This is a genomic window from Mesorhizobium sp. M1423 (assembly GCF_040317575.1).
In the GTDB taxonomy this organism is placed as follows: domain Bacteria; phylum Pseudomonadota; class Alphaproteobacteria; order Rhizobiales; family Rhizobiaceae; genus Mesorhizobium.
In genome coordinates this window covers 292423-318916 of record NZ_JAMYKU010000002.1, presented here as the reverse complement: position 1 = coordinate 318916, position 26494 = coordinate 292423, and the positions used below count along the sequence as shown (strand labels likewise).

25 protein-coding genes and 1 pseudogene are annotated in these 26494 nt (G+C 63.4%); 14 read left to right on the top strand and 12 right to left on the bottom strand.

The genetic code is table 11. The annotated features are described in order from the left end of the window. Positions 1-123 precede the first annotated feature (123 nt). From mocR to NKG95_RS04320, 4 genes are all read right to left on the bottom strand, one after another. Entirely contained in the window at positions 124-1590 is a 1467-nt protein-coding gene (mocR, locus tag NKG95_RS04335; RefSeq protein ID WP_245274662.1) for a rhizopine catabolism transcriptional regulator MocR, read from the bottom strand. Positions 1591-1594: 4 nt separating this feature from the next. Next, positions 1595-1801, bottom strand: coding sequence for a LacI family DNA-binding transcriptional regulator (locus NKG95_RS04330; RefSeq protein WP_023721239.1), 207 nt, complete (start codon positions 1799-1801; stop codon positions 1595-1597). A 200-nt stretch (positions 1802-2001) separates the two neighbouring features. Continuing rightward, positions 2002-2913, bottom strand: coding sequence for a myo-inosose-2 dehydratase (gene iolE / locus NKG95_RS04325; RefSeq protein ID WP_353040031.1), 912 nt, complete (start codon positions 2911-2913; stop codon positions 2002-2004). Positions 2914-3031: 118 nt separating this feature from the next. Further along, a complete protein-coding gene (locus NKG95_RS04320; RefSeq protein ID WP_023721237.1) occupies positions 3032-3319 on the bottom strand; it encodes a DUF3175 domain-containing protein in 288 nt (95 codons plus the stop codon). Between the two features lie 176 nt (positions 3320-3495). On the opposite strand from NKG95_RS04320, the gene NKG95_RS04315 reads away from it, so the two are divergent. From NKG95_RS04315 to NKG95_RS04285, 7 genes are all read left to right on the top strand, one after another. Then, on the top strand, positions 3496-4728 hold the full coding sequence (locus NKG95_RS04315) for an MFS transporter (protein WP_353021075.1): 1233 nt from the start codon (positions 3496-3498) through the stop codon (positions 4726-4728). 168 nt (positions 4729-4896) lie between these two features. After that, positions 4897-5925, top strand: a complete 1029-nt coding sequence (gntR, locus tag NKG95_RS04310; RefSeq protein ID WP_352481561.1) for an HTH-type transcriptional regulator GntR — start codon at positions 4897-4899, stop codon at positions 5923-5925. A 301-nt stretch (positions 5926-6226) separates the two neighbouring features. Then, the gene (locus tag NKG95_RS04305; RefSeq protein WP_352481560.1) at positions 6227-7351 is read left to right on the top strand and encodes a sugar ABC transporter substrate-binding protein; all 1125 of its coding nucleotides are present in this window, start codon (positions 6227-6229) and stop codon (positions 7349-7351) included. Between the two features lie 80 nt (positions 7352-7431). Beyond that, positions 7432-8973, top strand: a complete 1542-nt coding sequence (locus NKG95_RS04300) for a sugar ABC transporter ATP-binding protein (protein WP_352481559.1) — start codon at positions 7432-7434, stop codon at positions 8971-8973. Then, a complete protein-coding gene (locus NKG95_RS04295) occupies positions 8970-9950 on the top strand; it encodes an ABC transporter permease (RefSeq protein ID WP_023721232.1) in 981 nt (326 codons plus the stop codon). The genes NKG95_RS04300 and NKG95_RS04295 overlap by 4 nt, the downstream gene beginning before the upstream one ends. Continuing rightward, the gene (locus tag NKG95_RS04290; protein ID WP_023721231.1) at positions 9947-10933 is read left to right on the top strand and encodes an ABC transporter permease; all 987 of its coding nucleotides are present in this window, start codon (positions 9947-9949) and stop codon (positions 10931-10933) included. Before NKG95_RS04295 ends, NKG95_RS04290 begins: the two co-directional genes overlap by 4 nt. Positions 10934-10938: 5 nt before the next feature. Beyond that, positions 10939-11484: a gluconokinase gene (locus NKG95_RS04285; RefSeq protein WP_353040030.1), complete on the top strand. Its 546-nt coding sequence runs from the start codon at positions 10939-10941 to the stop codon at positions 11482-11484. A gap of 108 nt (positions 11485-11592) precedes the next feature. On the opposite strand, the gene NKG95_RS04280 is transcribed toward NKG95_RS04285, so the two are convergent. After that, positions 11593-11904, bottom strand: coding sequence for a DUF2293 domain-containing protein (locus NKG95_RS04280; protein WP_352481556.1), 312 nt, complete (start codon positions 11902-11904; stop codon positions 11593-11595). Then, the gene (gene tsaA / locus NKG95_RS04275; RefSeq protein WP_352998764.1) at positions 11901-12425 is read right to left on the bottom strand and encodes a tRNA (N6-threonylcarbamoyladenosine(37)-N6)-methyltransferase TrmO; all 525 of its coding nucleotides are present in this window, start codon (positions 12423-12425) and stop codon (positions 11901-11903) included. Before tsaA ends, NKG95_RS04280 begins: the two co-directional genes overlap by 4 nt. Positions 12426-12565: 140 nt before the next feature. Between tsaA and NKG95_RS04270 the strand changes: the two genes are divergently transcribed. The 4 genes from NKG95_RS04270 (at position 12566) to NKG95_RS04255 (ending at position 16223) form a co-directional block, all read left to right on the top strand. Beyond that, positions 12566-13588 (top strand): ArsR/SmtB family transcription factor, encoded by a 1023-nt coding sequence (locus NKG95_RS04270; protein ID WP_352917621.1) that lies wholly within the window; start codon positions 12566-12568, stop codon positions 13586-13588. Beyond that, positions 13588-14505 (top strand): methylenetetrahydrofolate reductase [NAD(P)H], encoded by a 918-nt coding sequence (gene metF / locus NKG95_RS04265; protein WP_023676795.1) that lies wholly within the window; start codon positions 13588-13590, stop codon positions 14503-14505. Before NKG95_RS04270 ends, metF begins: the two co-directional genes overlap by 1 nt. Positions 14506-15095: 590 nt before the next feature. Beyond that, a complete protein-coding gene (locus NKG95_RS04260) occupies positions 15096-15533 on the top strand; it encodes an MbcA/ParS/Xre antitoxin family protein (protein WP_023676794.1) in 438 nt (145 codons plus the stop codon). An 84-nt stretch (positions 15534-15617) separates the two neighbouring features. After that, the gene (locus NKG95_RS04255) at positions 15618-16223 is read left to right on the top strand and encodes an RES family NAD+ phosphorylase (protein ID WP_353040029.1); all 606 of its coding nucleotides are present in this window, start codon (positions 15618-15620) and stop codon (positions 16221-16223) included. A gap of 8 nt (positions 16224-16231) precedes the next feature. Here the strand turns inward: NKG95_RS04255 and NKG95_RS04250 are convergent. Further along, positions 16232-17150, bottom strand: a pseudogene (locus NKG95_RS04250) (DMT family transporter). A gap of 224 nt (positions 17151-17374) precedes the next feature. Between NKG95_RS04250 and NKG95_RS04245 the strand changes: the two are divergent. After that, positions 17375-18595: an alanine racemase gene (locus NKG95_RS04245; RefSeq protein WP_023721223.1), complete on the top strand. Its 1221-nt coding sequence runs from the start codon at positions 17375-17377 to the stop codon at positions 18593-18595. A 115-nt stretch (positions 18596-18710) separates the two neighbouring features. Here the strand turns inward: NKG95_RS04245 and NKG95_RS04240 are convergent, their stop codons facing one another. After that, entirely contained in the window at positions 18711-19442 is a 732-nt protein-coding gene (locus NKG95_RS04240) for an SDR family oxidoreductase (RefSeq protein WP_353040028.1), read from the bottom strand. Positions 19443-19565: 123 nt separating this feature from the next. On the opposite strand from NKG95_RS04240, the gene NKG95_RS04235 reads away from it, so the two are divergent. After that, a complete protein-coding gene (locus tag NKG95_RS04235; protein ID WP_352481552.1) occupies positions 19566-20459 on the top strand; it encodes a LysR family transcriptional regulator in 894 nt (297 codons plus the stop codon). A 94-nt stretch (positions 20460-20553) separates the two neighbouring features. Here the strand turns inward: NKG95_RS04235 and NKG95_RS04230 are convergent, their stop codons facing one another. Together NKG95_RS04230 and NKG95_RS04225 are read right to left on the bottom strand one after the other, a co-directional pair. After that, positions 20554-21726, bottom strand: a complete 1173-nt coding sequence (locus NKG95_RS04230) for a lytic murein transglycosylase (protein WP_353040027.1) — start codon at positions 21724-21726, stop codon at positions 20554-20556. A gap of 80 nt (positions 21727-21806) precedes the next feature. After that, on the bottom strand, positions 21807-22604 hold the full coding sequence (locus NKG95_RS04225) for a glycoside hydrolase family 25 protein (protein ID WP_352815712.1): 798 nt from the start codon (positions 22602-22604) through the stop codon (positions 21807-21809). A gap of 318 nt (positions 22605-22922) precedes the next feature. On the opposite strand from NKG95_RS04225, the gene NKG95_RS04220 reads away from it, so the two are divergent. Continuing rightward, the gene (locus NKG95_RS04220) at positions 22923-24296 is read left to right on the top strand and encodes a serine hydrolase domain-containing protein (RefSeq protein ID WP_353040026.1); all 1374 of its coding nucleotides are present in this window, start codon (positions 22923-22925) and stop codon (positions 24294-24296) included. Positions 24297-24503: 207 nt separating this feature from the next. On the opposite strand, the gene NKG95_RS04215 is transcribed toward NKG95_RS04220, so the two are convergent. Together NKG95_RS04215 and NKG95_RS04210 are read right to left on the bottom strand one after the other, a co-directional pair. Continuing rightward, positions 24504-25169, bottom strand: coding sequence for a class I SAM-dependent methyltransferase (locus tag NKG95_RS04215; protein WP_353040025.1), 666 nt, complete (start codon positions 25167-25169; stop codon positions 24504-24506). Beyond that, complete coding sequence (locus NKG95_RS04210) at positions 25166-26464, bottom strand: BtaA family protein (protein ID WP_353040024.1); 1299 nt, start codon at positions 26462-26464, stop codon at positions 25166-25168. The genes NKG95_RS04215 and NKG95_RS04210 overlap by 4 nt, the downstream gene beginning before the upstream one ends. Positions 26465-26494 lie beyond the last annotated feature (30 nt).

The window sequence follows — 26494 nt, the reverse complement described above, 5'->3', positions numbered from 1 at the left end:
CAAGAGAGCGAAGCGGGCGCTGCCTTGGCTGCATCGGCGTCGCTAGCCGGGATCCTAGGGATTCCCGATCTTGCCAGGCAACATGCGCCGGCGCCGGAAAGCCCGGATTGGGGAAGCCTGGCTCTAGCTTCTGTCCAACCTTAGGAACGCGGCGCGCAGCGCCAGCACCGCGCGCAGGATCTGGCGTTCGTCCATTGCCGCATAGCCGAGCAGCAGGCCGTGCTCGGGTTCTGTGGAATGGTAGTTGATCGAGATGCCCTGGACGTCGAGCCCCTCCTTGACGGCGGCGGCGACCACGTCGCTGTCCTTGTAGGGCCTGACGAAGCTCGCCAGCAGCTGCATGCCGGAATCGTTTTCCGTGACGGTCAGCCATTCCGCCAGATGCTCCTGGCACAGCTTGACGAAGTTCGCCTGCCGGCGCGCGTAGAGCCGGCGCATGCGTTTGAGGTGCGTGGCGAAATAGCCCTGCGTGATGAAATCGTTGACCGTTGCCTGCAGGATCAGCGGCGCGAACTGGCCGGTGATGCTCACCGCCCGGTCGAACGGCACCGACAGTTCGCGCGGCACGATCAGATAGCCGATGCGCAGCGCCGGGATCAGCGTCTTGCCGAAGCTGCCGATATAGACGACGCGGTCGGCATGATCGAGCCCGCGCAGCGCCGGCACCGGCCGGCCGCGGAACCGGTATTCGCCGTCATAGTCATCCTCGACGATCCAGGCGCCGTTGCGTTCGGCGATGTCGAGCAACTGCAATCGCTCCTCGATGCGCATGATGGTGCCGAACGGCCATTGGCAGGATGGCGTCACATAGATCAGCCGCGGCGGCGGCAGCTCCGGATCGGCAAGATGCCAGCCACGCCGGTCGACCTTCAACGGTGCCAGCCTGGCGCCGCTGGCGAGAAAGGCGCTCTTGGCGCCGAGATAGCCGGGCTCCTCCATCCAGACATGGTCGCCTTCGTCCATCAGCACGCGCGAGACGAGATCGAGTGCTGCTTGTGCACCGGTGACGATGATCACCTGGTCGGCGGTGCAGCTGATGCCGCGCGACAGGCCGATGGTCGAGGCAATGGCCTGACGCAGGCCGGGGTGGCCGGCAAAGGAGAGATAGCCAAGCAGGCTCTCGTCGCGGCTGCGTGCATTACGCACCAGAAGGCTTGACCAGATGGTGAACGGAAACGACGCCGTTTCAGGCACGCCGGGATGGAAATTGATGACGCCGGCATTACGCGGCGGTTGCGGGCCGTTGACGATGGTCTGGCCGCGCCGCGACAGTTTTTGCGGCGCTGCCAGTCCGGCGCGCAGCGATGCCAAGGGACGGTTCTGCTGGATCGGCGCTACCCAGGTGCCCGATCCGGCGCGCGCCTCGATAAAACCTTCGGCAAGGAGCTGGTCATAGGCGGCGATGACCGTGTTGCGCCCGACCTTGAGGTCTTCGGCCAGCGAGCGCGTCGACGGCAGCAGCGTGTTCTGCGGGATTTGGCCGTCAAGGATGAAGCGTCGCAAGGCGCCGTAGATCTGACGATGCATCGGTTCTTCCGAAGCGCGGTCGACCGACATGATGTCGAGGGAAAGGCGCATGTGGTCGGCCAAGGCACTATCCCCCGACGAACCGGGCGGCGCGGGCGATCTTTTCCTCGTTGAGCCGACAGACGGTATCAAGCACCAGTCGCCTGGTTTCGGGGTGGACCTCGCGGCTGTTCTTCAGCGCGCGATGAACGGTGGCGGCGCCAAGTTCCGCCTTCTCGGCAATCTCCCGGATGGTGCAAAGCCGTTCCATGCCAAGCGCAGCTTCGAAAGCCATGTCGCTCCTCCTCGGTTGCATCAAGGCACGGCTTCCGGCCGGCCTCAAGCTCGAACGTCGGGGTTTGAAATCCAGAGCCGGGATTCTGCGATCCGCGCCGCGCAGGGAGCAAGGCGGCGCGGATCGCCGGGCGCATTCGCGTCGCTAACCCCATCGAGGCGCGCGCCCATTATGTTCCTCCGGCTCGCAATGCGGGCCGGTCAGTTTGCCTGCCGCGTCGCCACTTCGAAGCCGGCCTGCCGGGCGGTGGCGAGCAGCGAGAAATAGCCCTTGCTGGCATAGGTCAGCGGATGCGCCTTGGCCGGATCCTGCTCAGCCTCGACAACGATCCAACCCTCATAGCCGCGCGCGGCGAGGGGTTTCAGCAATGACAGGAAATCGACCGAGCCATCGCCGGGCACGGTAAAAATGCCGTCCACTACCGCCGCCATGAAGCTCATGTCCTCGCGGCGTGCCTTTTCCAGCACCGCCGTGCGAACATCCTTGCAATGGAAATGCACGATACGGTCGAGATGCCGCTGCAACAGCGATTGCGGGTCGCCGCCCGAAAACAGGCAGTGGCCGGTATCGAACAAAAGGCCGACGCTTCGGCCCGTCGCCGCCATCAGCCTGTCGACTTCATCGTCCGTCTCGACGAAGGTACCCATGTGGTGGTGGAAGGCCATGCCGACCCCGAATGCGGCCATGCTGTCGGCGAGGGCGGTCAGTTTCTCGCCATAGGCCCGCCAGTCGCCGTCGGCGAGGCGCGGACGCTCGGAGATCGGTGCGAAAATGCCGTTATGGCGACCGCGCGAGGTGTCGGCATAGACGACGACCTTGGCGCCGAGGTCGCGCAGCAACGCCAGATGCGGGGTAATCGCCGCGAATTCCTCTTCGACCGTACGGTCGAGGATGCGGCCATCATACCAGCCGGAGACGAGTTCCAGGCCATAGGAGGACAGGAGCGGCCCAAGCACCTCAGCCTGGCGCGGAAATTTCCCGCCGAGCTCGGTGCCGCGATAACCGGCCTGTGCGGTTTCGGACAGGCAGGTCTGCAGCGGCGTGTCGCCGCCAAGCGCCGGGACGTCGTCATTGCTCCAGGTGATGGGATTGATGCCGATCTTGACCGTCATGACGCCAGGCTTTTGCAGGCTTGCGAATGCAAGCCAGCCTGCAGACTGGCGACAAAGAGGCCCTGTCACTAGGTCCAGTTCAGCCTGATTTGGCAGAACCAATCAATAGTGACCGATTCTAGTCTTCCTTTGGGCGGCCAAAAAGGACGCGCAGTTCGTCCTTTGCGTCCTCCAGCACTTTCTTCTGCGCCGCCGGCAGGTTCTTGCCGGCGCGGTTGATGTAGAAATTCAGCATCGACATGGCGGATTGAAACGGCCCCGCCTTGCGCCGGTCGCTGTGCTCGGCCGACCGCTTCAGCGAGGCGGCGATCTTCCTCGGATCGTGGGATTCGAAGATGTGCTCCTCGAGATCCAGCGCGTCGCTATGCTCGGTGACGTCGGCAGACCATTTCCGTTGCGCGGTCATGGCAAACTCCTTCCACAAGCTCGTTCGAAAAGAAAACGCCCTATGGTGCGCCACTGTTCCACTTCGGCCCGAATCCCTGGAGCCACGGATTGGCCCGTCGTGGCGCTGCTCCGCGATGCGAATGCGCTGATAGTGGTCAGAACCGCCGATTTAAGAACTGCGGACAGGAAACGTTCTTGACCCCCATCGTCTCAAACCAGGCAGCAAGTTCCGGCATCGACAGTGCCTATGCCTGGATACGGCTCGGCGTCTCGATGCTGCTGGCAACCATAGGCGGGGTCGGCATGTGGGCGGTGGTCGTGGTGCTGCCCGCCGTGCAGGCAGAATTCGGCGTCGATCGCGCCGCTGCCTCGATGCCCTATACCGCGACCATGGTCGGCTTTGCCGCCGGCAATGTGCTGTTCGGCCGCGCCATCGACCGCGTGGGGTATTGGGTTCCGGCGCTGATTGCCGCGATTACACTTGGCGCCGGCTTCCTGCTGGCGTCGCTGACCAGTTCGATCCTGCAGTTCACCCTCGTCCAGGGCCTGTTGATCGGCGTCGGCTCGTCGGCGATCTTCGGGCCGCTGATTGCCGACATCTCGCACTGGTTCAACCGGCGCCGCGGCGTTGCGGTGACGGCTGCCGCGTCCGGCAACTATCTCGCCGGAGCGATCTGGCCGACGGCGATGCCCTATGTCATGCAGACCGAAGGCTGGCGCTTCACCTATGCCGCGATCGGTGTCGTCTGCCTGGTCACCATGGTGCCGCTGATCCTGCTGCTCCGGCGCGGCGCACCGCCCCAGGCGGCTCCCGGATCGCCGGGCAGCCGCGTGGTCCAGCCGATCTCGCTGTCGCCGGCGGCCTTGCAGGCGCTGCTCATCGTCGCCGGGCTCGGCTGCTGCGTGGCGATGTCGATGCCGCAAGTCCATATCGTCGCCTATTGCATGGATCTCGGCTACGGCGTGGCGCATGGCGCCGATATGCTGTCGATCATGCTGGCGGCCGGCGTCGTCAGCCGGCTTGGCTCGGGTTTCCTTGCCGATCGCATCGGCGGCGTGAAAACCCTCCTGATCGGCTCGGTGCTGCAATGCCTGTCGCTGTTGTTCTATATCCCGTTCGACGGGCTGGCCTCGCTTTATGTCGTCTCGCTGGTCTTCGGCCTGTCGCAGGGCGGCATCGTGCCCTGTTATGCGATCATCGTGCGCGAATATATGCCTGCCAAAGAGGCTGGCCAGCGCGTCGGCATCGTTATGATGGCGACCATCTTCGGCATGGCAATCGGCGGCTGGATGTCGGGCTGGATCTACGATTTGACCGGTTCGTATGCCGCCGCGTTCCTCAACGGCATTGCCTGGAACCTGCTGAACATTTTGGCCATGGCGCTGCTGCTGTGGAAGGCCCGCCGCAGCGCTGCTGTGACGGCCTGAAGCACGGCGATACGGGCACAGTCTCTCCGGCCGTCGCTTGACAATAGCCGAAGGCTGCGCGACGCCAGACAAGGTGTGGCAACGGGTTGGCAAGGCAGCAGTGGCAAAGACCCTGAACATCGTCTCACGGTCGCGTCTGGGCGGTTGCCCGGCGTCGGGACGAGTATAGTGATCAAGCCGCGCTCGCGCCGCGGCGGCGGCCGCCCGACCATCGCCGACGTCGCCCGCAAGGCCGGCGTCGGCGCCATTACCGTATCGCGCGCCTTGCGTGAGCCGGGGCGTGTCTCGGAAGATCTGCGCCGCCAGATCGAGTCTGCGGTGAACGAGCTCGGCTATGTGCCCGACCCGAACGCGCGGGCGCTGGCTTCGGCGCGCGCCGAGGTGTTTGGCGTCCTGGTACCGTCGCTTACCAACAACGTCTTTGCCGAAGTGGTGCGCGGCATCTACGACAGCCTGTCGGACGGCCCTTTCCGCATCCAGCTCGGCAACACCCACTATTCCGGCCTCGAGGAAGAGCGGCTGCTGCAGGTGTTTGGCCCGCAACGCCCGGCCGCGCTGATCGTGGCCGGCATCGACCAGACGCCGGCCTCGCGAAAACTGCTGGAAACGGCAGGCTGTCCGGTGGTGCAGGTGATGGAGACCGGGCCCGATCCGGTCGACATGATGGTCGGTTTCTCACATTTCGAGGGCGGCAAGGCGGCGGCGGAACATCTGATCGAGGCGGGCTATCGCCGGATCGGCTTCATCGGCGCGCGCATGGATCCGCGTTCGCAGCGGCGGCTTGCCGGCTATCGCGCGGCGATGGAGGCGGCCGGCCTGTTCGATCCGAGGCTCACGACCACGACGCCGGTGCCCTCCAGCGTGACACTCGGCCGCGAATTGTTCCGCGACGCGCTGGCCAAGGTGCCGAGCCTCGACGCGGTATTCTGCAACAATGACGATATCGCGCTTGGCGTGCTGTTCGAATGCCATCGCGCTTCGATCGCCGTGCCGAAGACGATCGGCATCGTCGGCTTCAACGATCTCGACATGATGGAGGTTGCTTTCCCGTCGGTCACCAGCGTTCGGACCTATCGCTACGAGATCGGCCGGCGGGCTGTCGCTATGGCGCTTGCGGCTATCGAGGGCAACAGGCCGGAGCAGCGGGTCGTCGACCTCGGCTTCGAACTCAAGCGGCGTGAAAGCACGGCGCGCTGAAGCGAGCTCAACGCAATGTAAATGGCGCTTTACATAACGTCATGGTAGCGCTACCACTTTCCACGGTCGGAATTTCGCCTCGAAGAGCGGAGTCTGTTTATTATACATAAGCGACAGCTCATGCTTGTTTATTATGTATAATATGATAGTTTTTTGCTGGATTAGCCGGGCAATAAAGGAGGAAATCGGGTCGGCATTCGGCCACCTGAACGCGCAACGGGTAAGGCGGGAGGTGCCGGGCCGGGAACGCGCAAATTCATCGACGTAACAACAAACAAAACTGCAACTGGGAGGAATATCGATGATCAAGTCACTCGTTGGCGGTATCGTTGCCGCCACTGCTTTTGTCATGCTGAGCTCGTCGGCGATCGCCGATCCTGAAATCGTCAAGGGGCCATCGGCCGAGCCTGAGTGCTTCGCGCCCTGGTCTGCCGATACGCAGTTCTTCAAGTTCCCCAAAAAAGACGGCCCGTACCGCATCGCTCTGGCCAACGGCTACATCGCCAACACGTGGCGCATCCAGATGGTGCAGACGGCGAAGGCCTATGCGGCGCAGCCGGAGGTCGCGGCCAAGCTCAAGGAATTCAAGGTGGTCTCGACCGGCGAAGACGTGCCGGCCCAGATTTCGGCAATCAACAATTTCATCGATTCCGGCTATGACGCGATTGTCGTCAACGCCCAGAACCCGACCGCATTCGGCCCTGTCATCAAGCGGGCCAAGGAAGCCGGCGTCGTGCTGGTCGCTTTCGACAACATCCTCGACACCAAGGATGCCATCAACGTCAATGTCGACCAGAAAGGCCTTGGCGAATTGTGGGGCAACTGGCTGGTCAAGCATGTGCCGAACGGCGGCAAGGTGCTGGAAGTGCGCGGCGTCGCCGGCACGTCCGTCGACACCGACCGTCACAACGGCATCCACGAGGTTCTCGACGCGTCCGGCAAGAAGTGGGATGTCACCGAGGTCGTTGGCAAATGGGATGACGGCGTTGCGCAAAAGGCTTCGGCCGACGCCATTGCCACCAATGGTCCCTTCGACGGCGTTACCGGGCAGGGCGGCGATACCGGCATCGTGCAGGCGATGATCGATGCCAAGCATCCGTTCGTGCCGTTCGGCGGCGAGACGGAGAATGGCTTCCGCAAATTCTGCGCCAAGTTCGCCGCTGACGGCCTGAAATGCTCGTCGGCCGGTACCGGCCCGGCCCAGGTTGCGGTTGCCATCAAGACAGCGATTGCGGCACTTGAAGGCCAGGTTGTGCCGCAAGCGGTCAAGCTGCCGCTGGCGATCGTCGAGGATCCGAACTTCAAGGCAGGCCAGGATTACTTCCCCGACCAGTCCGACAATTTCTTCGTCGGCAATTCCTTCCCGACCTGCGGCATCAATTTCACGGCGCAGGAAATCATGGGCCAGAGCAAGGAAAACCAGTAAGCTCCAACAGCCCGACGCCGCGGGAAATCCCGCGGCGTCGGCGCTCGACATCCTGATTGCCAAGCGCCTGGGGAGGGCCGATGGACGGTGCGGTTCCGCTCTTCCGCATGGAAGGCATATCCAAGCGCTATGGCGGCGTGCGGGCGCTGGAAAAGGCCGAGCTGTCGGTCACTCCAGGCAGCATCCACGCCATTCTCGGCGAGAACGGCGCCGGCAAATCGACGCTGATCAAGGTCATGGCGGGGGTCGTCGCGCCCGACGAAGGCCGCATGATGCTGGACGGAAGCGAAGTGACCTTCGCTTCGCCGGCCGCCGCCAACCAGGCCGGCATCGTGTGCATCTTCCAGGAACTGTCGCTCGTCCCCGAACTCAGCGTGGCTGACAACATCGCCATTTCCGATCCGCCCAAGCGTTTCGGCATGATCGACCGCAAGGCACAGCGCCGCGTTGCGGAAGAAGCCCTGGCTCGCGCCGGCGCCTCCGATATCCATCCACTGGCGCTGGTCAAGGATCTTCCTCTTTCAAGAAGGCAGATGGTCGAGATCGCCAAGGCACTGGCGCGCAAGCCACGCATCCTGATCCTCGACGAGGCGACCTCGGCTCTGACCGCCGCTGACGTCGCCAGGGTTTTTGCCGTGTTGAAGCGGTTGCGTTCGGAAGGGCTGGCGCTGCTCTACATATCGCACCGCATGAACGAGATCGCCGAGCTGGCCGACCAGTGCACGGTGTTCCGCAATGGCCGCAATGTCGCCAGCTATGCGGCCGGCACCAAGAGCGACAATGAGGTCGTCGAACTGATGATCGGGCGCGAATACAGCCACATCTTTCCGCCCAAGCCCGCGCGGGCGGCTGCTACAGCCGCGCCGGTTCTCGAGGCGCGCAGCCTGTCATGGACGGATCGGCTGCACGATGTCTCGCTGTCGGTCGGGGCGGGCGAGGTGGTAGGGCTTGGCGGCCTCGACGGCCAGGGCCAGCGCGAATTGCTGCTCGCCTTCTTCGGTGTGCTGCGCGGCCTGTCCGGCCAAATCCTGATCGACGGCAGGCCGGTGGCGATCGCCAGCCCGGCCGCCGCGCGCGATGACCGGATCGGCATGGCGCTGATCCCGGAGGACCGCAAGACCGAAGGCTTGATGCTGCCGATGACGGTGCGTGAAAACCTCTCCTTCGCCGCCCTTGACCGGCTGTCCAGGGCCGGCATCATCGATCGCGCCGCCGAGCAGCGGCTGATCGACGACATGGTCGGTCTTCTGGCGATCAAGACGGCCGGCCTCGACATTCCGGTCGGCGCGCTGTCCGGCGGCAACCAGCAGAAGGTCGTCATCGCCAAATGGCTGATGCGGCAGCCGCGGATCATCCTGCTCAACGACCCGACACGCGGCATCGATGTCGGGACCAAGCAGGAGCTTTACCAGTTGATGCGCAAGCTTGCCGACCAGGGCGCGGCAATTCTGTTCTATTCGACCGACTATGACGAGCTGATCGGCTGCTGCGACCGGGTGCTGGTGCTCTATGACGGGGCGGTGAAGCGTGAACTGGTCGGCGCCGAAATCACCGAGCGGGCGCTGATCGCCAGCGCGCTCAACATTCACGAAGAGATGCCAAAGCAAGGAGCGGACGCGTGAAGGATTGGCGCTACTGGCTTGCCGAACAGCGCGGAACGCTGCTGGCGTTCGGCATCTTCGTCGTCATGTTCGTCATCTACACCTCGAACCATCCGGCGGGCTTCACCGCCAACGTCGTACAGACGGCTTCGAACAAGGGCGTGCTGCTCGCCTTCGTCGCCATGGCGCAGACGCTGGTGGTGATCACCGCCGGCATCGACCTCTCCGTCGGCATGATCTTCACGCTGACCAACTGCCTGGCGTCGTGGCTGGTCGTCGGCACCGGCATCGAGACCGCCTTCGGCGTCATCGCCGTGCTCGGCACCGGGCTGCTGTGCGGGGCAATCAACGGCGCCATCGTTATCTATGGGCGCCTGCAGCCGATCGTCGCCACCATCGCCACCGGCGCGGTCTATTTCGGCATCGCGCTGCTGCTGCGGCCGTTTCCGGGCGGCTCGGTCAATGAGGGGCTCGCCGACGCGCTGACCGGGCGCCTGTTTGGTATTGTGCCGGCGAGCCTGGTGGCGCTGGTGGCGGTCGTGCTTGTCGTCTGGGTGCCGTTCAGCCGGTCGGTGCTCGGCCGCGCCGCTTATGCAGCCGGCTCCTCGGAGATGGCGGCCTACATGTCCGGCGTGCCGATCCGGCGTGGAAAGTTCGCCGCCTATGCGCTTGCCGGGCTGCTTGCCGCGATCGGCGGGCTGTTCCTGACGTTCTTCACCTATACCGGCGATGCGGCCTATGCGAGCGGCAACGCCTATACGCTGTTTTCAATCGCCGCGGTCGTGCTTGGCGGCGTGTCGCTGTTCGGCGGCAAGGGCAGCGCCATCGGCGCGATCTTCGGCGCGCTTGCCTTCCGCACCATCGGCGACCTGCTGTTCGTCTTCGATTTCGATCCGCTCTGGCAGCCTCTGTTCCAGGGCGTCATCCTGCTGATCGCGGTCAGCCTCGGCGCCTTCGCCCTGTTCCGGGTCCGCAACCGGCTGGAGTGGTTCCTGTGAGCGAAACGACTGTGAGTGGTCTCGCCGGCCGCATGCCGAAATTCCTCCGCCGCGCCGACCCGGCGGTGCTGACGGCGTTCGCTTGTATCGTGCTGCTGCTGTTGCTCGGCAGCCTCTATTCGCGCAGCTTCCTGTCGCCTGAATACCTGCTGCAGCAGCTCAAGGTGGCCTCGTTTCTGGGCGTCATCGCCACCGGCATGATGCTGGTCATCCTGCTCGGCCAGATCGACCTGTCGGTGCCATGGTCGGTGGCGGTCGGCGCCATGATGGCCTGTGCCGCAGCCGCGTACGGCCCTGTCGGCGTGGCGCTTGCCATTCCGTTCGGCATCTTCTGCGGTGTCCTGATCGGCATCGTCAACGGCATTGGCGTCGCCTATCTGCGCATTCCCTCGATGATCATCACGCTCGCCACCAACGCGGTCGCGCAGGGGCTGATGGTGGTCTATACGGGCGGTTTCTCGCCGCAGGATTCGGCAACCGGTGCGATGCGCTATCTGGCGACCGGCTTTGCCGTTCCTGGCGTGCCGAACGCAGTTCTCATCTGGGCGCTGATCGGCGCCGCAATGGTGTTCGTGCTGACCCGCACCGGCTTCGGCCGCACTGTCTACGGCATCGGCAACCGCGAGCGTGCCGCCTATCTTTCCGGCATCGACACACGGCGCGTGGTGATGATCGCCTTTGCGGTTTCGGGTGGGCTCTCGGCCTTCGGCGGCGTGCTGTTGGCCGGCTATGCCTCCAAGGCGGCACAGTCGATGGGCGATGCCTATCTGCTGCCGTCGATCGCCGCCGTGGTGCTCGGCGGCACCTCGATCCTCGGCGGGCGGGGCTCCTATCTCGGTACCGTCGCCGGCGTCATCCTGATCACGCTCCTGCAATCAATTCTCTCCGTCATGCAGATGCCGGAGGCGGGGCGGCAGATCATCTACGGCGTCGTCATCGTCGCTATGCTGCTGCTCTATGGCCGCGCGCCGGCAAGCCGCTGACCTGCATGACCGGGAACGACGTGTCATATAAGCCGGCGAGCACTGTTCGAACGATACCCGCCATCGTGGTGATGGGCGTTGCCGGATGCGGCAAGTCGGTCGTCGGCGACGCGCTTGCAGCAGCATTGGGCGCCCTCTTTATCGAAGGCGACAGGCTGCATCCGCCCGAAAACGTCGCGCGCATGGCGAGCGGACAACCGCTTACCGACGCGCTGCGCGAGGGCTGGCTCGACGCGATCGGCCAGCGCATGGCCGCGTCGATCGCAAGCGGGCAAGGTGTGGTCGCTGCCTGCTCGGCGCTGAAGCGCAGCTATCGCGATCGCCTGCGCGGCTTTTGCCCGGATATCGTTTTCGTCTATTTGGAGATCGACCCGGCAACGGCGATGCGGCGCGTCGGCAATCGCAAGGGCCACTTCATGCCGGCAAGCCTGGTCGACAGCCAGTTCGCCACGCTGGAGGCGCCAGCGACGGACGAGGCGGCAGTAACCTTGGATGGCACGCGTCCGGTCGCCGACATCGTCGCGACTGCCTTGAGCTTGCTGGCACGCTAGTTTAGCGCCTCGTTCAGTCCTGCAACTTTGGAGATTGGCTGTCATCCCTGGATTTCGCCAATCACAATGGTGAAGAGCGTAGAACTCGACGCGTGTGCTTGCATCGCTCTATGCCTCATCGCCATCGTCGAGCAAGCGGGTGGCGCGCCAGCGGGTGAGCACGATGTTGGTCTGTTCGATGACGAAGAAGCGCGCGGAATCGCGGTCATAGCCTTCGGCCAGCAGCTTTTCGTAGTCGGTGTGCATATGGCGGATGTGGGCTATTGTCGCCAGCCATACGGCAATGCTCGGCGGCAAGGTCTTCATATGCACGGCGCCGGCATCGGCACGGATCTTTTCCATGTCGGCATAGGGCGCCAGCGGCAGGAGCGCTGTCAGCGCCTTGGCGATAGCGCGGCGGCGGCCGGTCGGGGCGCTCACTGCTCATCCGGTCTGGGTGACTCGTCCCGCCCGGCCATGGTCGCCTCGGCGAAGGCATCGGTCGAAGCGAAATAAGGCTTGATGTCGATGACCGGCGTGCCGTCGAGCACGTCGATGGCGTCGAGATCGATGCGGCCGATATCGATGTCGACGGCAACCAGCCTGGCGACATGCAGCCCAATTGGGTTCGGCCGGGCAGGGGAGCGCAGCGAAAAGACGCCCTTCGGTTCAACTGCATGGCGGGGTTTCTGGACAATCAGTTGCCGCGGCGCATGGTGCAGCCAGGACAGGATGATCACGTGGCTGGCGCGTTCCAGCCCAAGCAGGCCATCCCGGTAGAGCGGGTCGATGACCAAGTGCGCCGGCTGTCCCGTTTCCCGCGCGGCCCTCATGTTTTTGGGGCAAGTCTCCCGTGTCGTCCAAGGCGAAGCGATGCGGCCGATGAAGACGACATGGCCATCCGGCGGCATCGTTTCCGGGTCGGTTTCCAGAAGCTTTTCGCCGCTGCGCGTTTCGAACATGGTTCTCGCCTCGATGCTTGCGGCTTTGCGCGATCCGCCACGCATGCGTCATTTTCTTGTCCGGAAGCGACATAGCGCTTGCAAGCCTATCAAAATCGACATAAACATATGTTTATATCTTTTTCAAAGAGAATGCTCGCATGCATGTCGCTCTCGACACGATGGTAGATACATTGAAGGCGGCGGCCGAATCCAGCCGGCTGCGCATATTGGCACTGCTGTCGCGCGGCGACCTGACCGTTTCCGATCTCACCGAAATCCTCGGCCAGTCGCAGCCGCGCGTCTCGCGCCACTTGAAACTGCTGCTGGAGGCCGGGTTGATCGGCCGCTACCAGGAGGGCTCGTGGGCCTTCTTCCGGCTTTCGGATTCCGACACCTCGCGCGATTTCGTGCTCAGGCTGGTCTCCGGCATCCGCGGCGCCGATCCGCAGGTCGAGCGTGATCTCGAACGGCTGGCCGCGGTCAAGCGCAAGCGGCAGGACCGGGCTGCCGAATATTTCTCGGTAAACGCCGCAAGCTGGGACCATATCCGCTCGCTGCACGTGCCGGACCGCGCGGTCGAAGCAGCGCTCGTCAAGCTCGTCGGCAAGCGGCCGTTCCAGTCAATGCTCGATCTCGGCACCGGCACCGGGCGGCTGCTCGAGATCTTTTCGCCGCTTTATCGGCGCGGTGTCGGCATCGACATGTCGCGCGAGATGCTGACGGTGGCGCGCGCCAATCTCGACAAGGCCGGCGTTTCGAATGCGCAGGTGCGGCAGGGCGATATTTTTGCGCCGCCGGTCGAGCGCGACGCCTTCGATCTCGTTACCATCCATCAGGTGCTGCATTATCTCGACGATCCTGCCCGCGCCATCCGCGAGGCGGCACGGCTGTTGCGCCCGGCCGGCCGGCTGGTGATCGTCGATTTCGCGCCGCACACGCTGGAGTTCTTGCGCGACGAGCACGCGCATATGCGTCTCGGCTTCTCCGACCGGCAAATCGGCGACTGGTTTTCCGAGGCGGGCCTCGACCTTGAGGACAGCCAGGAATTCGAGCCGCGCGGCGGCAATGAGGCCAAGCTCACCGTCAAACTCTGGCTCGGCCGCGATCGGCGCATGCTGATTGCCGAGCCTTCCAACGACAGACAACCGGCCAATGCGTATCCGATAGGGGAAACCGCCTGATGAACCAGTTCCGCTTCTCCCGCCGCCCCGACATCGGCGACAAGGTCAGGGTTTCGTTCGAGTTCTTTCCGCCGAAAAACGATGAGATGGAAGCAAGGCTGTGGGATACGGTCACCCGGCTGGAGCCGCTCAAGCCGAAATTCGTCTCCGTCACCTATGGCGCCGGTGGTTCGACCCGCGAGCGCACGGCCCGCACCGTCAAGCGCATCCTCAACGAAACGACGCTGACGCCGGCGGCGCATATGACTTGCGTCGACGCGGCGCGTCATGAGGTCGATGCGGTGATCCGGGAATTCGCCGATATGGGTGTCAAGCGTTTCGTCGCCCTGCGCGGCGATCCGGCCGAGGGCGTCGGCGCGGCCTACCGGCCGCATCCGGAAGGCTATGCCAATGGCGCCGAGCTGGTTGATGCGCTGAAGGGCGCCGGCGATTTCGACATCTCGGTCTCGGCCTATCCGGAAAAGCATCCCGAAAGCCCGGATTTCGCCACCGACTTCGACATGCTGAAGCGCAAGGCCGACAATGGCGCGACGCGGGCGATCACCCAGTTCTTCTTCGACAACGATCTTTATGAACGCTATGTCGAGCGGGCACGGCGGGCCGGCATCTACATACCGATCGTGCCGGGCATATTGCCGGTGCACAATTTCACCCAGGTCGCCAACTTCTCGGCGCGTTGCGGCGCCTTGGTGCCGGCATGGCTGGCCGAGCGCTTCGATGGGCTGCAGAACGACCCGCAAACGCATGCGCTGGTGGCGTCCGCGGTTGCGGCCGAGCAGGTGCTGGACCTTGTCGAGCGCGGCGTCGGCGATTTCCACTTCTACACGATGAACCGGGCCGATCTGGTCTTTGCCATCTGCCACATGATCGGCATCAGGTCGCACGAAGTCGAGGCAGCTGGATCGGCCGCGGCGTAAAGCGAAATGTCAAAGATCGGGGGAATGCAAAAGGCCGGGCAAAATGCCCGGCCCTTTCAATGGTTTGTAGTATTCGGTGCTGGTCTTCCCCCGCTTAGCGGCCTTATGGAAGGACGCCCATAATGAGGGCGCCGATGAATGCAAACGCAGCACAAATCATCAATGCGTTGATCGGCCTCGTCAGTCCCATGTCATAGCCTCCTCTTAAAGAGCTATGGCGAGAGTCTAGGGTCATTTGTGCCACAGGCAAGCAGAAACTTTGCTGCAATGCGACGAGATTGTGGAATTTGCGACCTGCCGTTTGCCGTTAGGCATTGAAACTCTTTGTCAAAAGCCGGCTCGGGACCTGTGAATAATTTGTGGCAAAGCCGGGGCAGTAACGAGAATGGCAGCGCTACCGCTCCAGAAATCGGATTCGATTTTCGGACCGACTGAAGGTTCGGAGCGTCAGAGCGTCCTTTGCATGTCCAACCGGGTGCTGCACGCCATACGAATGCGATGGGGCAACCAGCAGCGCGTTGTGAGGATAGCCGGGACTTGCATATCCTGCCAATTGGCAGTATATTGTCTGCCAAGTGATGGAGGTTGGAATGAGTGTCGCTTATGCGGTTCGCGATCCTGCAAATCAGGCTTTGCCGGCAAATCTGGCGGATGCATCGGCACGGGCGCGGCTCACGCCAGCGGCTGTTGCCGGCATCGTCAGGCTCGCAGACATCTGGCATCTGACCAGCACCGAGATCTGCACCTTGATCGGCGACGTATCGGAGAGAACCTGGTTCCGTATGAAGAAAGGCGAGTGGGAGGGCGTTCTCTCCCAGGATTCGCTGACACGCATCAGCGCCCTGATCGGCATCTTCAAGGGACTGCGGCTTCTGTTTTCCGAAGCGCTTGCCGATGAATGGGTGCGGTTGCCGAACAAAGGACCTCTGTATGGTGGCCGGCGCCCCCTGGACGTGATGATCGAGGGCGGCATTCCGAAGCTGCTGCAGGTTCGCCAACACATCGACGCTTTGCGTGGCGGACTTTGAATGCAGATCCCGCCGCGCGCCGACATTTCCCAGCGCGACACGATCCGGCTGATTTCGACAGGCAGGCTCAAGGAGCCGGTCCTGATGCCGTTGGCCAGGATTCATGGAGATATGGAGGACCTTGCGGAGCTTGAAGGAGCCACCAGCGGCCGTCTTCAGGCGCAGCAAGGGGGATTGCCCGACCTCGATCCGCGCGAACTGGTTTTCGGGAGGCCGGGCTACACCTTCATCAATGCGGCGTTCGCTTACACCCGTCCGGGCGGCAATCGTTTCAACGATGATGCCAGGGGCGTCTGGTACTGTGCGTTCGATGCGGAAACCGCGCTCGGCGAGGTCTCGTTTCATCTGACGCGCGAGCTTGCTGCGATCGAACGGTTCGAAAACGTTACCGACTATGCGGAGCTCGTTGCCGACTTCATAGGCTCGTTTCACGATCTGCGCGGCGCTGAGTTCAGCAAGGACCCGGTGCTCGATCCGGATACAGCCTTAGCCTATCCTGCCGGTCAGGCGCTGGCGAAGCAACTCCGCAAGCAAGACGCCGCGACCGGTTTTGTCTATCCTTCCGTGAGACATGTTGGCGGGACCTGCCTCGCCGCCTTCCATCCCGATCTCGTTCAGAATCTCCGGCAAGGCGGTCTCTGGCGTCTGGAATGGCAGGGTTCATCTGTTCCGGCGATCACGCCCATATAGCGCCATCTCTAACGCCGCCCGAACAGGCGACCGTCGATGGTGACGAGGCCAAGCGCAATCAGCGCCATGCCGCCCAATTCGAACAGTTCGAGCCGCTCGCCCAGGAACAGGAAGCCGAGCAGGATGGCACTGGCTGGCACGATGAGCGTGACCAGCGAGGCGTTGGTGGCGCCGGCCGAGGCGACAAGGTTGAAATAGAGGATATAGGCGAAGGCGGTCGACAGCAGCGCCAGCGCCAGCACCGCCGCCCAGACCGGCGGCGAAGCCGAGAACAGATTGGCGGTCCCGTAGGTGAACAGAACGACCGGGATCATGATGATGGTCGAGCAAGTCAATTGTCCGGTGGCAATGACCGGTGACGGCACACCCTTGAAGCGGCGGGCAATCATCAGCGCAACCGCATAGGATAGTGACGCTCCGATGAGCGCGAATTTCGCCCAGACCGGGCCGCCGAGCCCGGCGACGAGGCCGGGACCGATCATCACCGCCGTTCCCGCGATACCGAGGGCGATGCCGGCAAGCTTGTTCCAGGACAGCTTTTCGTCGCTGGTCAGGGCGTTGGCGAGGATCAGCGTCCAGAACGGCGTCGTCGAATTGAGCACCGAGGCGACGCCGGCGCCAAGCTCGGTCTGGCCGGCAAAGATCAGCGAGAAAGGGATGACATTGTTGGCGAGCGCCAGCAGGAAGAACAGGCCGGCATGCGGCAAAGCGAGGCGAAAGGATGGGCCGCGAACCGCAAGATAGAGCTGAAGTGCCGCCGCCGCGATGGTGACGCGGAACAGCACCAGCACCAGCGGGAGGAAGTTCCGCCACCGCAATGCGGGCAAAGAAGAACGAACCGCCCCAGATGGCGCCGAGCAGCAGAAGCTGCGCCCAGTCCTTGAGCACCATCGGCCCGCGCATCGTGGTGGTGGCAGCTATCGCCATTGGTCGTCCTCCCAGACGAGATGCCTTGCTCTTCAGGCGTCTGTTCACGCCATACCCGATCCGGCCGCAAGGGCCACCCGAAACCTGAGCGATGGCCTAGCTCGCCCATAACCGGCGTACAGAAAGGCGTAGCGCCGCGAAGCCGGGGCGGCGAGACATAGAATTGTTTTCATTAGCCGCTAGCTTGGATTAATTGTGCGCAGCCTCAGTCAAGGGATTCGTCCATGCAGCGATTCGAAAATGCCCGCGAGGCAGCGCTGGCGCTGCGCCCGGACGATCCGATCTATTGCTTCCGCCCGCAGGTGCTGAAGGCGGACGCCAAACAGTTCATGGGCATGTTTCCCGGCAAGACCGCCTATGCGGTCAAGACCAATGGCGAGCAGATCGTGCTCAACGCACTGGTCGAGGCCGGCGTCAGCGCCTTCGATGTGGCCTCACCCGGCGAATTCGCCGCCGTGCGCGCCGTCTCGCCCGACGCCGAGATGCTCTACATGCACCCAGTGAAGGCGCAGTCGGACATCAGGCTGGCGCTGGAGAAATACGCCATCCGCGTCATTTCGCTCGACCATGAGGACGAAATCACCAAGCTGACCAGGGTGGTGCGGGCGCTCGACATCGATCCGGGTGCCATCACCGTGTTCGTGCGCATCCAGACGAAAGGCTCGGCGGCCTACGAACTGTCGAAGAAGTTCGGCGCCGGACCGGCCAATGCGGTGGAACTCGCCGAACGGCTGAACCGGACGGGCTACAAGGTCGGGCTGTGCTTTCACGTCGGCAGCCAGATCGAGGATCCCGACACCTATGAGCGGGCGCTGGCTTCGGCCGACTGGGTGCGCAACCGCGTCGGTTTCGACATTGCCGGGCTGGATGTCGGCGGCGGCTTTCCGGCCGAATATGGCCACGACCCGAACAGCCGCAAGCCGGAGATGCCGTCGCTCGGCCAGATCATGTCGCGATTATCGGGCGACCTCCAAGAGTACCAATTCGATCAGATGCCGCTGGTGGCCGAGCCCGGCCGAGTGATCGTGGCGCGCTGCCTGTCGCTGATCGTGCGCGTGCTGCTGCGCAAGGGCAAAAGGCTCTACATCAATGACGGCATCTGGGCGTCGCTGTCGGATTCATGGACCGGCAAGATCACGCTGCCGGCGCGCTTCATCCCCGATCCGGCGATCCGCTCGCGCAATGGCGAGGACAAGACCATCGTGCCGTTCAAGGTCTGTGGCGCGACCTGCGATTCCGTCGACATATTGTCGCGGCCGTTCTGGCTGCCCGAAACCGTCGATACCGGCGATTGGATCGAGATCGGCCATATCGGCGCCTACTCGCTGTCGCTCAGGACACGGTTCAACGGCTTCTATCCCGATACTTTCGTCGAGGTGGCGACGCCATTCGATGAAGGCGATGCGCCGCAGGGGTTTGCCAGCCTGGAGACGATGGCGGATTAGTGAATAGTGAATAGTGAATAGTGAATAGTGAATAGTGAATGGAAGTAGTTCTTGCGTTCCGTCCGCTCCGGTGAATCGTCACCATTCACCATTCACCATTCACCATTCACCCGCGTCAGGCTACTCCGCCGCCGGCCTGGATGTTCTCGCCGGTCAGCCAGCGAGCTTCGTCCGAAGCCAGGAAAACCGCGACATCGGCGACGTCGCGCGGCGCTCCGATCCGGCCGAAGGGCGACATGCCGGCGGCCACGGCCCGGTCCCGCTCCGGAAGCAGGTCGGTGTCGGTGAAGCCTGGCGAAAGCGCATTCACGGTAACGGCGCGCGGGCCGAGTTCGCGCGAGAGGACGCGGACGAACTGCTCGACGGCTCCCTTACTGCCGAGATAAAGCGCCGTGTGCGTGAAGAACATCTTCGTTCCACCGGTGGAGACGGCAATGATGCGGCCACCGTCGCGAACGCGGCGCGCCGCTTCCTGAAGCATGAAGAAGGTGCCCTTGGCATTGGCCCCGAACACATGATCGAAGTCCGTTTCGGTGGCCTCGACGAGCGGCTTTATGACGGCGACGCCGACATTGGCTACGACGATGTCAATCGGCCCCATCTGCCGTTCGGTTTCGTCGAACAACTTGCGAATGTCGGGGATGCTGGAGACGTCCGCCTGGATGGCGACGGCTTTTCCGCCAATCCCTTCAATGGCGGCAACGACTTCCCTGGCTGCTTTCTCGTTGCCGACATAGTTGACGACCACGGCAGCACCCTTGGCCGCGAGCCCCTCGGCGATGGCGCGTCCGATGCCGCGCGAGCTGCCGGTCACAAGTGCGGTCTTGCCTTCGAGTGGACGATGCATGGCTGTTCCTTCGTCTGGCTACGGCCGCCTCGATCGAGCGGCGTTCCGGGGAAAAGCTAGGGGCATGCTATTGCTCAGAGAATAGCCTATTATCTAACTGACTTGTTAAGCCTGAGGTACATAATGCGAGGAAGCGAGTTTTCCGAACTCACGGCATTTGCAGCAATCATCGAAGAGGGAAGCTTTGTCCGCGCCGCGGCCAAGCTCAGGATTTCGCCTCCAGCACTCAGCCAGACGATACGTGGGCTGGAAGAGCGTCTCGGTATCCGCCTGCTTAACCGCACCACGCGCAGCATGTCGCCGACCGCTGAGGGCGAGAAGCTGTTTGCCCGCATCGCACCGGCATTCGGCGAACTGGAAGGCGCCGTCGCGGACGCGCATGCATCACGCGGCCGGCCAGCAGGCTCGCTGCGCATCAATGTTCCGCGCATCGCCGCCACGCGTTTCATCGCGCCGATCCTCGGCGATTTCCGCCGCGCCTATCCCGATATCGCCCTCACAATCATTGTCGACGACATGCTCACCGACATCGTCGAGGGCCGCTTCGATGCTGGAATCAGACTGGGTGAGCGGCTGCACAAGGATATGGTGGCTGTGAAGCTCAGCGAGGAGCTCGAGATGGCTGCAGTGGCGGCGCCGAGGTATCTGCAGCATCACCCGATACCCCGTCACCCCGCGGACCTGCATCAGCACCAGTGCATCAATTTCCAGTGGCCGAGCGGCGGCAATCTCTACCGGTGGGAGTTCGCCCGAGGCCAACGTGCCCTGGAAGTGGCCGTCAGCGGTGGCCTGACGGTCAACGATACGGACCTGATGATCGGGGCGGTTCTGGATGGGGTCGGCGTGGCGTACATGCTGGAATACCAGGTCCGGCCGTGGATCGAAGCGGGAAAGCTCATCCGCTTTCTCGAAGCCTGGTCGCCGAGATTTCCGGGTTTTTATCTATATCACGCAAGTTCCCGGCAGGTTCCCGCGCCGCTGCGAGCCTTCATCGATTTCTTGCTTGCCAGGCGGTGATGTGAATAGTGAATAGTGAATAGTAGTAGCTCTGGTGTTCAGTGCGGCTCCGGTGCTATTCTTTTCACCATTCACCATTCACCATTCACCGCCCTCACAGCCTCGCCAGCAGCTCGAGCGTCGGCCAGCCGTCGACCGGCAGGCCCAGCCGCATCTGCTCCTTGCGGATCGCCTCGCGGGTGTTGGTGCCTAGGATGCCGTCGACGGTACCGACGTCATAACCTTTCGCCTCGAGCTTGGTCTGCAGCGCCTTCATCTCGTCGCCGTTGAGGCCGGGTTCCGGGTTGCGCGGATCGAATCGCGGCGCGCCCCCCAGCCGGGCGGCAAGATTTGCCGCGGTCAGGGCATAGGTGAAGGACTGGTTCCACTCGAGATAGACGTCGAAATTGTCGTAGGTCAGGAAGGCTGGCCCCTTGCGACCCATGGGCAGCGCCAGGCCGGCCTTCAGGCCGTTGTCGAGAAGCGGCGTACCGTCGGGCCTGGTAACGCCCCACTGGGTCCATTGCATCAACGGCAGCTTGTTGGTGCGTCCCGTCTGCTCCCACGGCAAATCGTCGGGCACACGGACTTCCTCGATCCAGGGCTGGTCGCGCTTCCAGCCGCGCGACTGGATCTTGCTGGCCGTGCTCATGATCACATCAGGCGCGCTGCCGCGCAGGTCGACCAGGCCATTGCCGTCGCCGTCCACGCCGTGGCCGAGATAGTCGGAAGGCAACATCTGCGTCTGGCCGATCTCGCCGGCCCAGGCACCGGTCACGTCGGCCGGCACCACGCCGCGATCGATCAGCATCAGCAGCGGCACGATCTGCGGCCGGAACAACTGCGGGCGGCGGCAGTCATGCGAGAGGCTCACCAGCGCGTTCAGCGTATGAAAATCGCCTTGCACGGCGCCAAAATCGGTTTCCAGGGCCCAGAAGGCGGCGATGACCGGCGCCTGGACGCCGTATTCGCGATCGGCGCGGGCAAAGACCTCGGCATATTTTTGCAGATTGGCCGCGCCTTGCTTCAGTCGGTGCGACGAGATCATGCGGTTCGAGAATTCGATGAAGGTCTGGGTGAAGACGCCCTGGGCGCGGTCGCGTGCCAGCGCCTTCTCATCGAGGGTGGCGTTTTCCAGCGCATCAAGGCCGGCAGCGCCGACGCCGGCCGCCCTGGCCTCCGCCGCCACGCCCTGCTTCCATGCCTCGAAATCGCCGCCGCATTGCTGTGCCGCGGCCGGCACGGCGGTCAGGAGCAGCGCCGCGAGAATTCCAAAGCGCGATCGCATCGCCATCCTTCCGAGAAGATTACCAGCGGTTGCGGGTATTCGTCATTGGCTGTGTCGAAAAGCAGGCGGCAGGCCTGGTGTCAACGGGTGTTCTGCCGCAACCACTTCTTCCAGGCGGCTTCGGAGCCGTTGAAGACGTTGATGTCGGCGTTTCCGGCCATGCCCGGCACGACGCCCGTTCCGGTATACTGCCAGAAGGTGAATGGATGGCTGCCGTATTTCTGGCGCGGGTGCCCGGCGACGGAGCGCAGCCAGTAGGGGTAGCCCCGGAAACCCGATAGACCATTATCTTCGAAGAAGTCGACCGACGTGTAGATGATCGGCTTCTTGCCGTAGTGTTTTTCGACGATTTTGAGGAATGTGCTCATCTCGCTGCGTACCGTGGCGGAATCTGGCCGCAGCTTGCAGGTCGGCGATTTCGGGTTCCATTCCATGTCGAGAACGGGCGGCATCGCCGAACTGTCTTTGGGCACGTTCTGGATGAACCAGCGCGCCTGGGTAGCGGCCGGCGTGCAAAAGTAGAAGAAATGATAGGCGGCACGGGGGATACCCGAGGCCTTCGTGCGGCTCCAATGCTCGTTGAAAGCTTCATCGAACCGGTCTCCGCCTTCGGTAGCCTTGATAAAGGCAAAGGAGATGCCGCTGGCCCTGGCCGCCGGCCAGTCGATCGATGTCTGGTATTTGGAGACGTCGGTGCCGTGGACGGCGTAGCTCCACGGTGCGCCGCTATCCCATTCATGCGGGTCGGAATCGGCAAAACGGGGCGCGCGTACCGCAACCGTCGGGGCGCTGGGCGACGACAGCGATGGCGTCAGATCATCGACCGTCGAGCAGGCACCAAGCAGCATCAGCGTGATGAGGACCGCGAAACGGCGCATCGCTACTTCCCGAGCCGGTTTCAGCCGGCCGCTGATGGGTCTTTCCGCGGGTGGCCCCTCGACCGGGCGCGACGCGTTTGAAACTGACTTACGCGAAGCGCCTGGATCTTCGTTTCATGCATTCCCAAACCGTTGCGCAGTTTGGGACACATGCATGCAAGCCCAGCCGGACGATCACCCCACAGAATCGCCCAGTCCCTCGTGATCGCCGATCATGGTTGATATTCGGTTGACGGCGCTCGACAAGAGCCGCGATTTTGCCGAAACAATGGCGGCAAATCGATGACATAGATCGCGCTCAGGGGGAATTCGAAAAAAATGCAGATCCTTCTGAAGTTCGTCAAATGGCTGCTGGGCCTGGCTGTGCTGGCCGCCGCGACACTCGCCGGCTGGCTGTATTTCGCGCCGCCGGAACTGATCCGCGTCGGTTCCGGCTATTCGGCCAAGATCGTCTGTTCGAACGTCTTCATCGCAGGGCGAGACGCCGACGACGTGCTCGCCGTCGATGTGCAGGCGCCGGGCCATCCGCTGCTGAAGCTGATGAGAGTGTCGGTGGACAAGGAGAAGGGAACGGTTTCGGCGGGTCTGTTCGGCGCGCTCGGCAAGAGTGTCGCGGTCGTCCGCGACGGGCTCGGCTGCGTTTCGGTTCCCGACGGCAATGTTGCCGCCGCCAAGGCCATCGCGGGAACTGCATCGACGCCGGCGCCGCTGGCCGATGCGATCTGGCCGAAGGGCGACAAGATCGATGCCTCGCAGGACCCCGAGGTCACCACAATCCTTGACGATCCGGCGTTGACCGGCGCCGGCATGCGGGCGGTGGTGGTGGTCAAGAACGGCCGCATCGTCGGCGAACGCTATGGCGACGGCTTTTCCGAAAAGACGCCGCTACTGGGCTGGTCGATGACCAAGACGGTGAATGCGGCGATCGTCGGCACGGCGCTGAAGGACGGCAAGCTGGCGATGACCAACCAGGGCCTGTTCGGCCCCTGGAAGGCAGATGGCCGCGCCGCCATCAGCCTCGCCGACATGATGGCGATGTCGAGCGGACTGGAATTCAACGAGGATTATGGCGATGTCGCCGACGTGACGCGGATGCTCTATCTCGAACCGGACATGGCCGGCTTTGCCGAATCCAAGCCGCTGACGGGCGAGGTCGGCAAGGTGTTTTCCTATTCGAGCGGCACGGCGGTGATGCTGTCCAGGCTGTGGCAGGACGCGATCGGCGACAAGGCATTGGCCTGGCCGCGGACCGCGCTCTTCGATCCGCTCGGCATGCGGAGCGCAGTCATGGAGGCCGACGAGCACGGCACCTTCGTCGGCTCGTCCTATCTCTACGCCACCGCACGCGACTGGGCCCGCTTCGGCCAGTTCCTGCTGCAGGGCGGCGTCTGGAACGGCAAGGATATTCTGCCGGCCGGCTTCGTCGACTGGATGCGGGAACCGGCAGCCGCCTCGAAAGTCTATGGCAAGGGGCAACTATGGATCGAGGGGCCTGGCGACGAGGAAAGACCTGGCGCCGGCATTGCCGCAGGCCTGCCCCAGGACACGTATTGGATGGAGGGGCATGACGGGCAAACGGTCGCCATCATTCCCTCGGAGCAACTGGTTGTGGTGCGGCTCGGCCTGACGCCTGCCAGGCTCGGCTACCAGCCGCAGGCGATGGCGGCGGCGCTGGTCAAGGCGCTGCATTAGGCTGTATCGATTCAGGTGATGCCGGCCTGCAAACGGCGGTTTCCTGCGCTTCCGGCCTTCGCCGGCCAAAGCACTCATGAGCGGTCGTGGCAGTTAAGGCTACGGCCGGGGTAGGCCGGTGCTCACGTACCCAAAAGTACGCTCCGCTCCGGTTCTCGGAACCCACCGTTTTCGACTCGGCCTGACCTGAATCTCAACACATCCTGGCTATCGACCTGGTCCGATCACGGCGAGCCACGCATAGCCGCGATAAAGCGTTTGGAAACGGAAGCTTGCGCCGGTTCTTGCAGATTCCGAATCCAGAACCGCGCGCAGCGATTGACGTGGCTCGACATGGAATTTTTTCAGCCAGCCGCGCAGCAGCGTGCGCAACCAGCCGGGCAGCGCTTCCTGCTGGCCAAAATCGACGACATGCAGCGAGCCGCCCGGTGCCAGGGCAGCAAGTGCCGCGGATACCGTCTTCTCCCAACCGGGGATCATCGACAGCGAATACGAGACAAAGACGCGGTCGAAACTTTTGACGCCGAACAACGCCGTCGCGTCGAAATCGGTGGCGTCGCCGCACGCCAGCGTGACGCGCCCGGAGAGGCCTTCGCGGGCAAGGGCGGCGGTGGCCGTCTCCAGCATCTCGGCCGAAATATCGAGGCCGAAGAAGCGCGCGCCCGGATAGCGGCGGGCGGCGAGGATGATGTTGCGGCCGGTGCCGCAGCCGAGCTCGAGCACGGTGCCGCCGGCCGGCACATCCAGGCCGGCGATAAGCCGGTCGCGACCGAGCAAATAATATTTGCGGGTCAGGTCGTAGATATGACGCTGCCAGCGGTAAACGCCGTCCATCAGCTCGGCATGGCTGGCCGGCAACTCGGTCGTGCTCATGCGCCCTGCTTCACGTAGAGATGAAAGCCGCCATAGATCGCCGAGCGGTCGCGCGCCGAAAACTCGCGCGAGGCGTCGTTCTCGTAGCGCCACTGGTCGAGCAGCGAATTCGAGACGCGGCCGGGCAGCAGGCTGGGTTCCGCTGCGGTGCGGAAGATGACGCGGGCGCCGGTGGAGGCGGTTCGGGTGATCTCGGCCCACAACCCGTTGAGCTGGTCGTCGGTCATCCAGTCCTGTGCATCGAGCAGCACGAAGCGATCCACCGAGCCCGCATCCTTGCCGGCAAGGAACTCGATCAGATTGGCGTGGTGGATGGCCACGCGATCGACATTGTTGCGGATCGTCTTGTAGTTGCGCTTTTCGAGATAGGCGGGCAGGGCGGCCTCGCCGGGATTGGGATAGCGGCGGGCAAAAGCCTGCCAGGCGAAATAGTTGGTCTTCAGCGGAAAATCGCAGGCGAGCTTTTCCAGCCGCGCCTTGAGCACGCTGGCCATGGTGCCGTCGCCCGAGGTGATCAGCGAATCGTACTGGGCCGGCGGAATGCCGAGGCCGAACAGCGAAGCCTTTCGCGATGTCGCCCATTTCAGCAGCGGTTTTTCGAACACGGGCGCCAGCTCCTCGTCGAAGAAACGGCGCTGATCGGCGATGCTCTTGGCGTCCATGATGCCGGCCGGGTCGACGCCGAAGAATTTTGCGGTGCGATGGCCCATGGCGATGAACAAGCCAAGCAGGCCGGTCTGGTAGAAATTGCGGTCGAAGACAGCGATGCGGCGACGGCCGCGCCAGTTGCGGCGCTCCCAATAATGGCGGCTGACCGGGTCGAGATGCGGTGCGATGAAGCGGTCGTAGGCCTGCGAATTGTGCCCGGTCTCAGCCGCGCCGAAGAAACGGAAAAGGTCGCCCTGCGACGGCAGGTGACGGACGGCTTCGAGCTTCATACGGTTCAGCGCGATGTGGGCGGCGTTGAGGTCGACGGCATCGATCCTTCCCGGCGACCGGGTGAGATAGGCGAGGATGTTGCAGCCGCCCGACGCGATGGTGACGATGCGGTGGCCCTTGCCGAGTTGCATCGCGTCCATGTCGACTTCGGGATCTTCCCAGATCTGCGGATAGACGAGGCCGGAGAACAGGAAGGCGAACAAGCGCTCGGAGATGCCGGCTTTCGACAGCGGGCGGTTCTGGTAGACGGCCTTGCCGACTTCCTTGCCGCGGCGAAAAACCAGTTCTCCAGAAATGTCCGTCATGGCAAGGCGATTCCCCGTTTGCTTTGCCGCAAGCGGGTAGCGCAGGGGCATGACAGGCCGGTGACAGCCTGTTGACGCGAG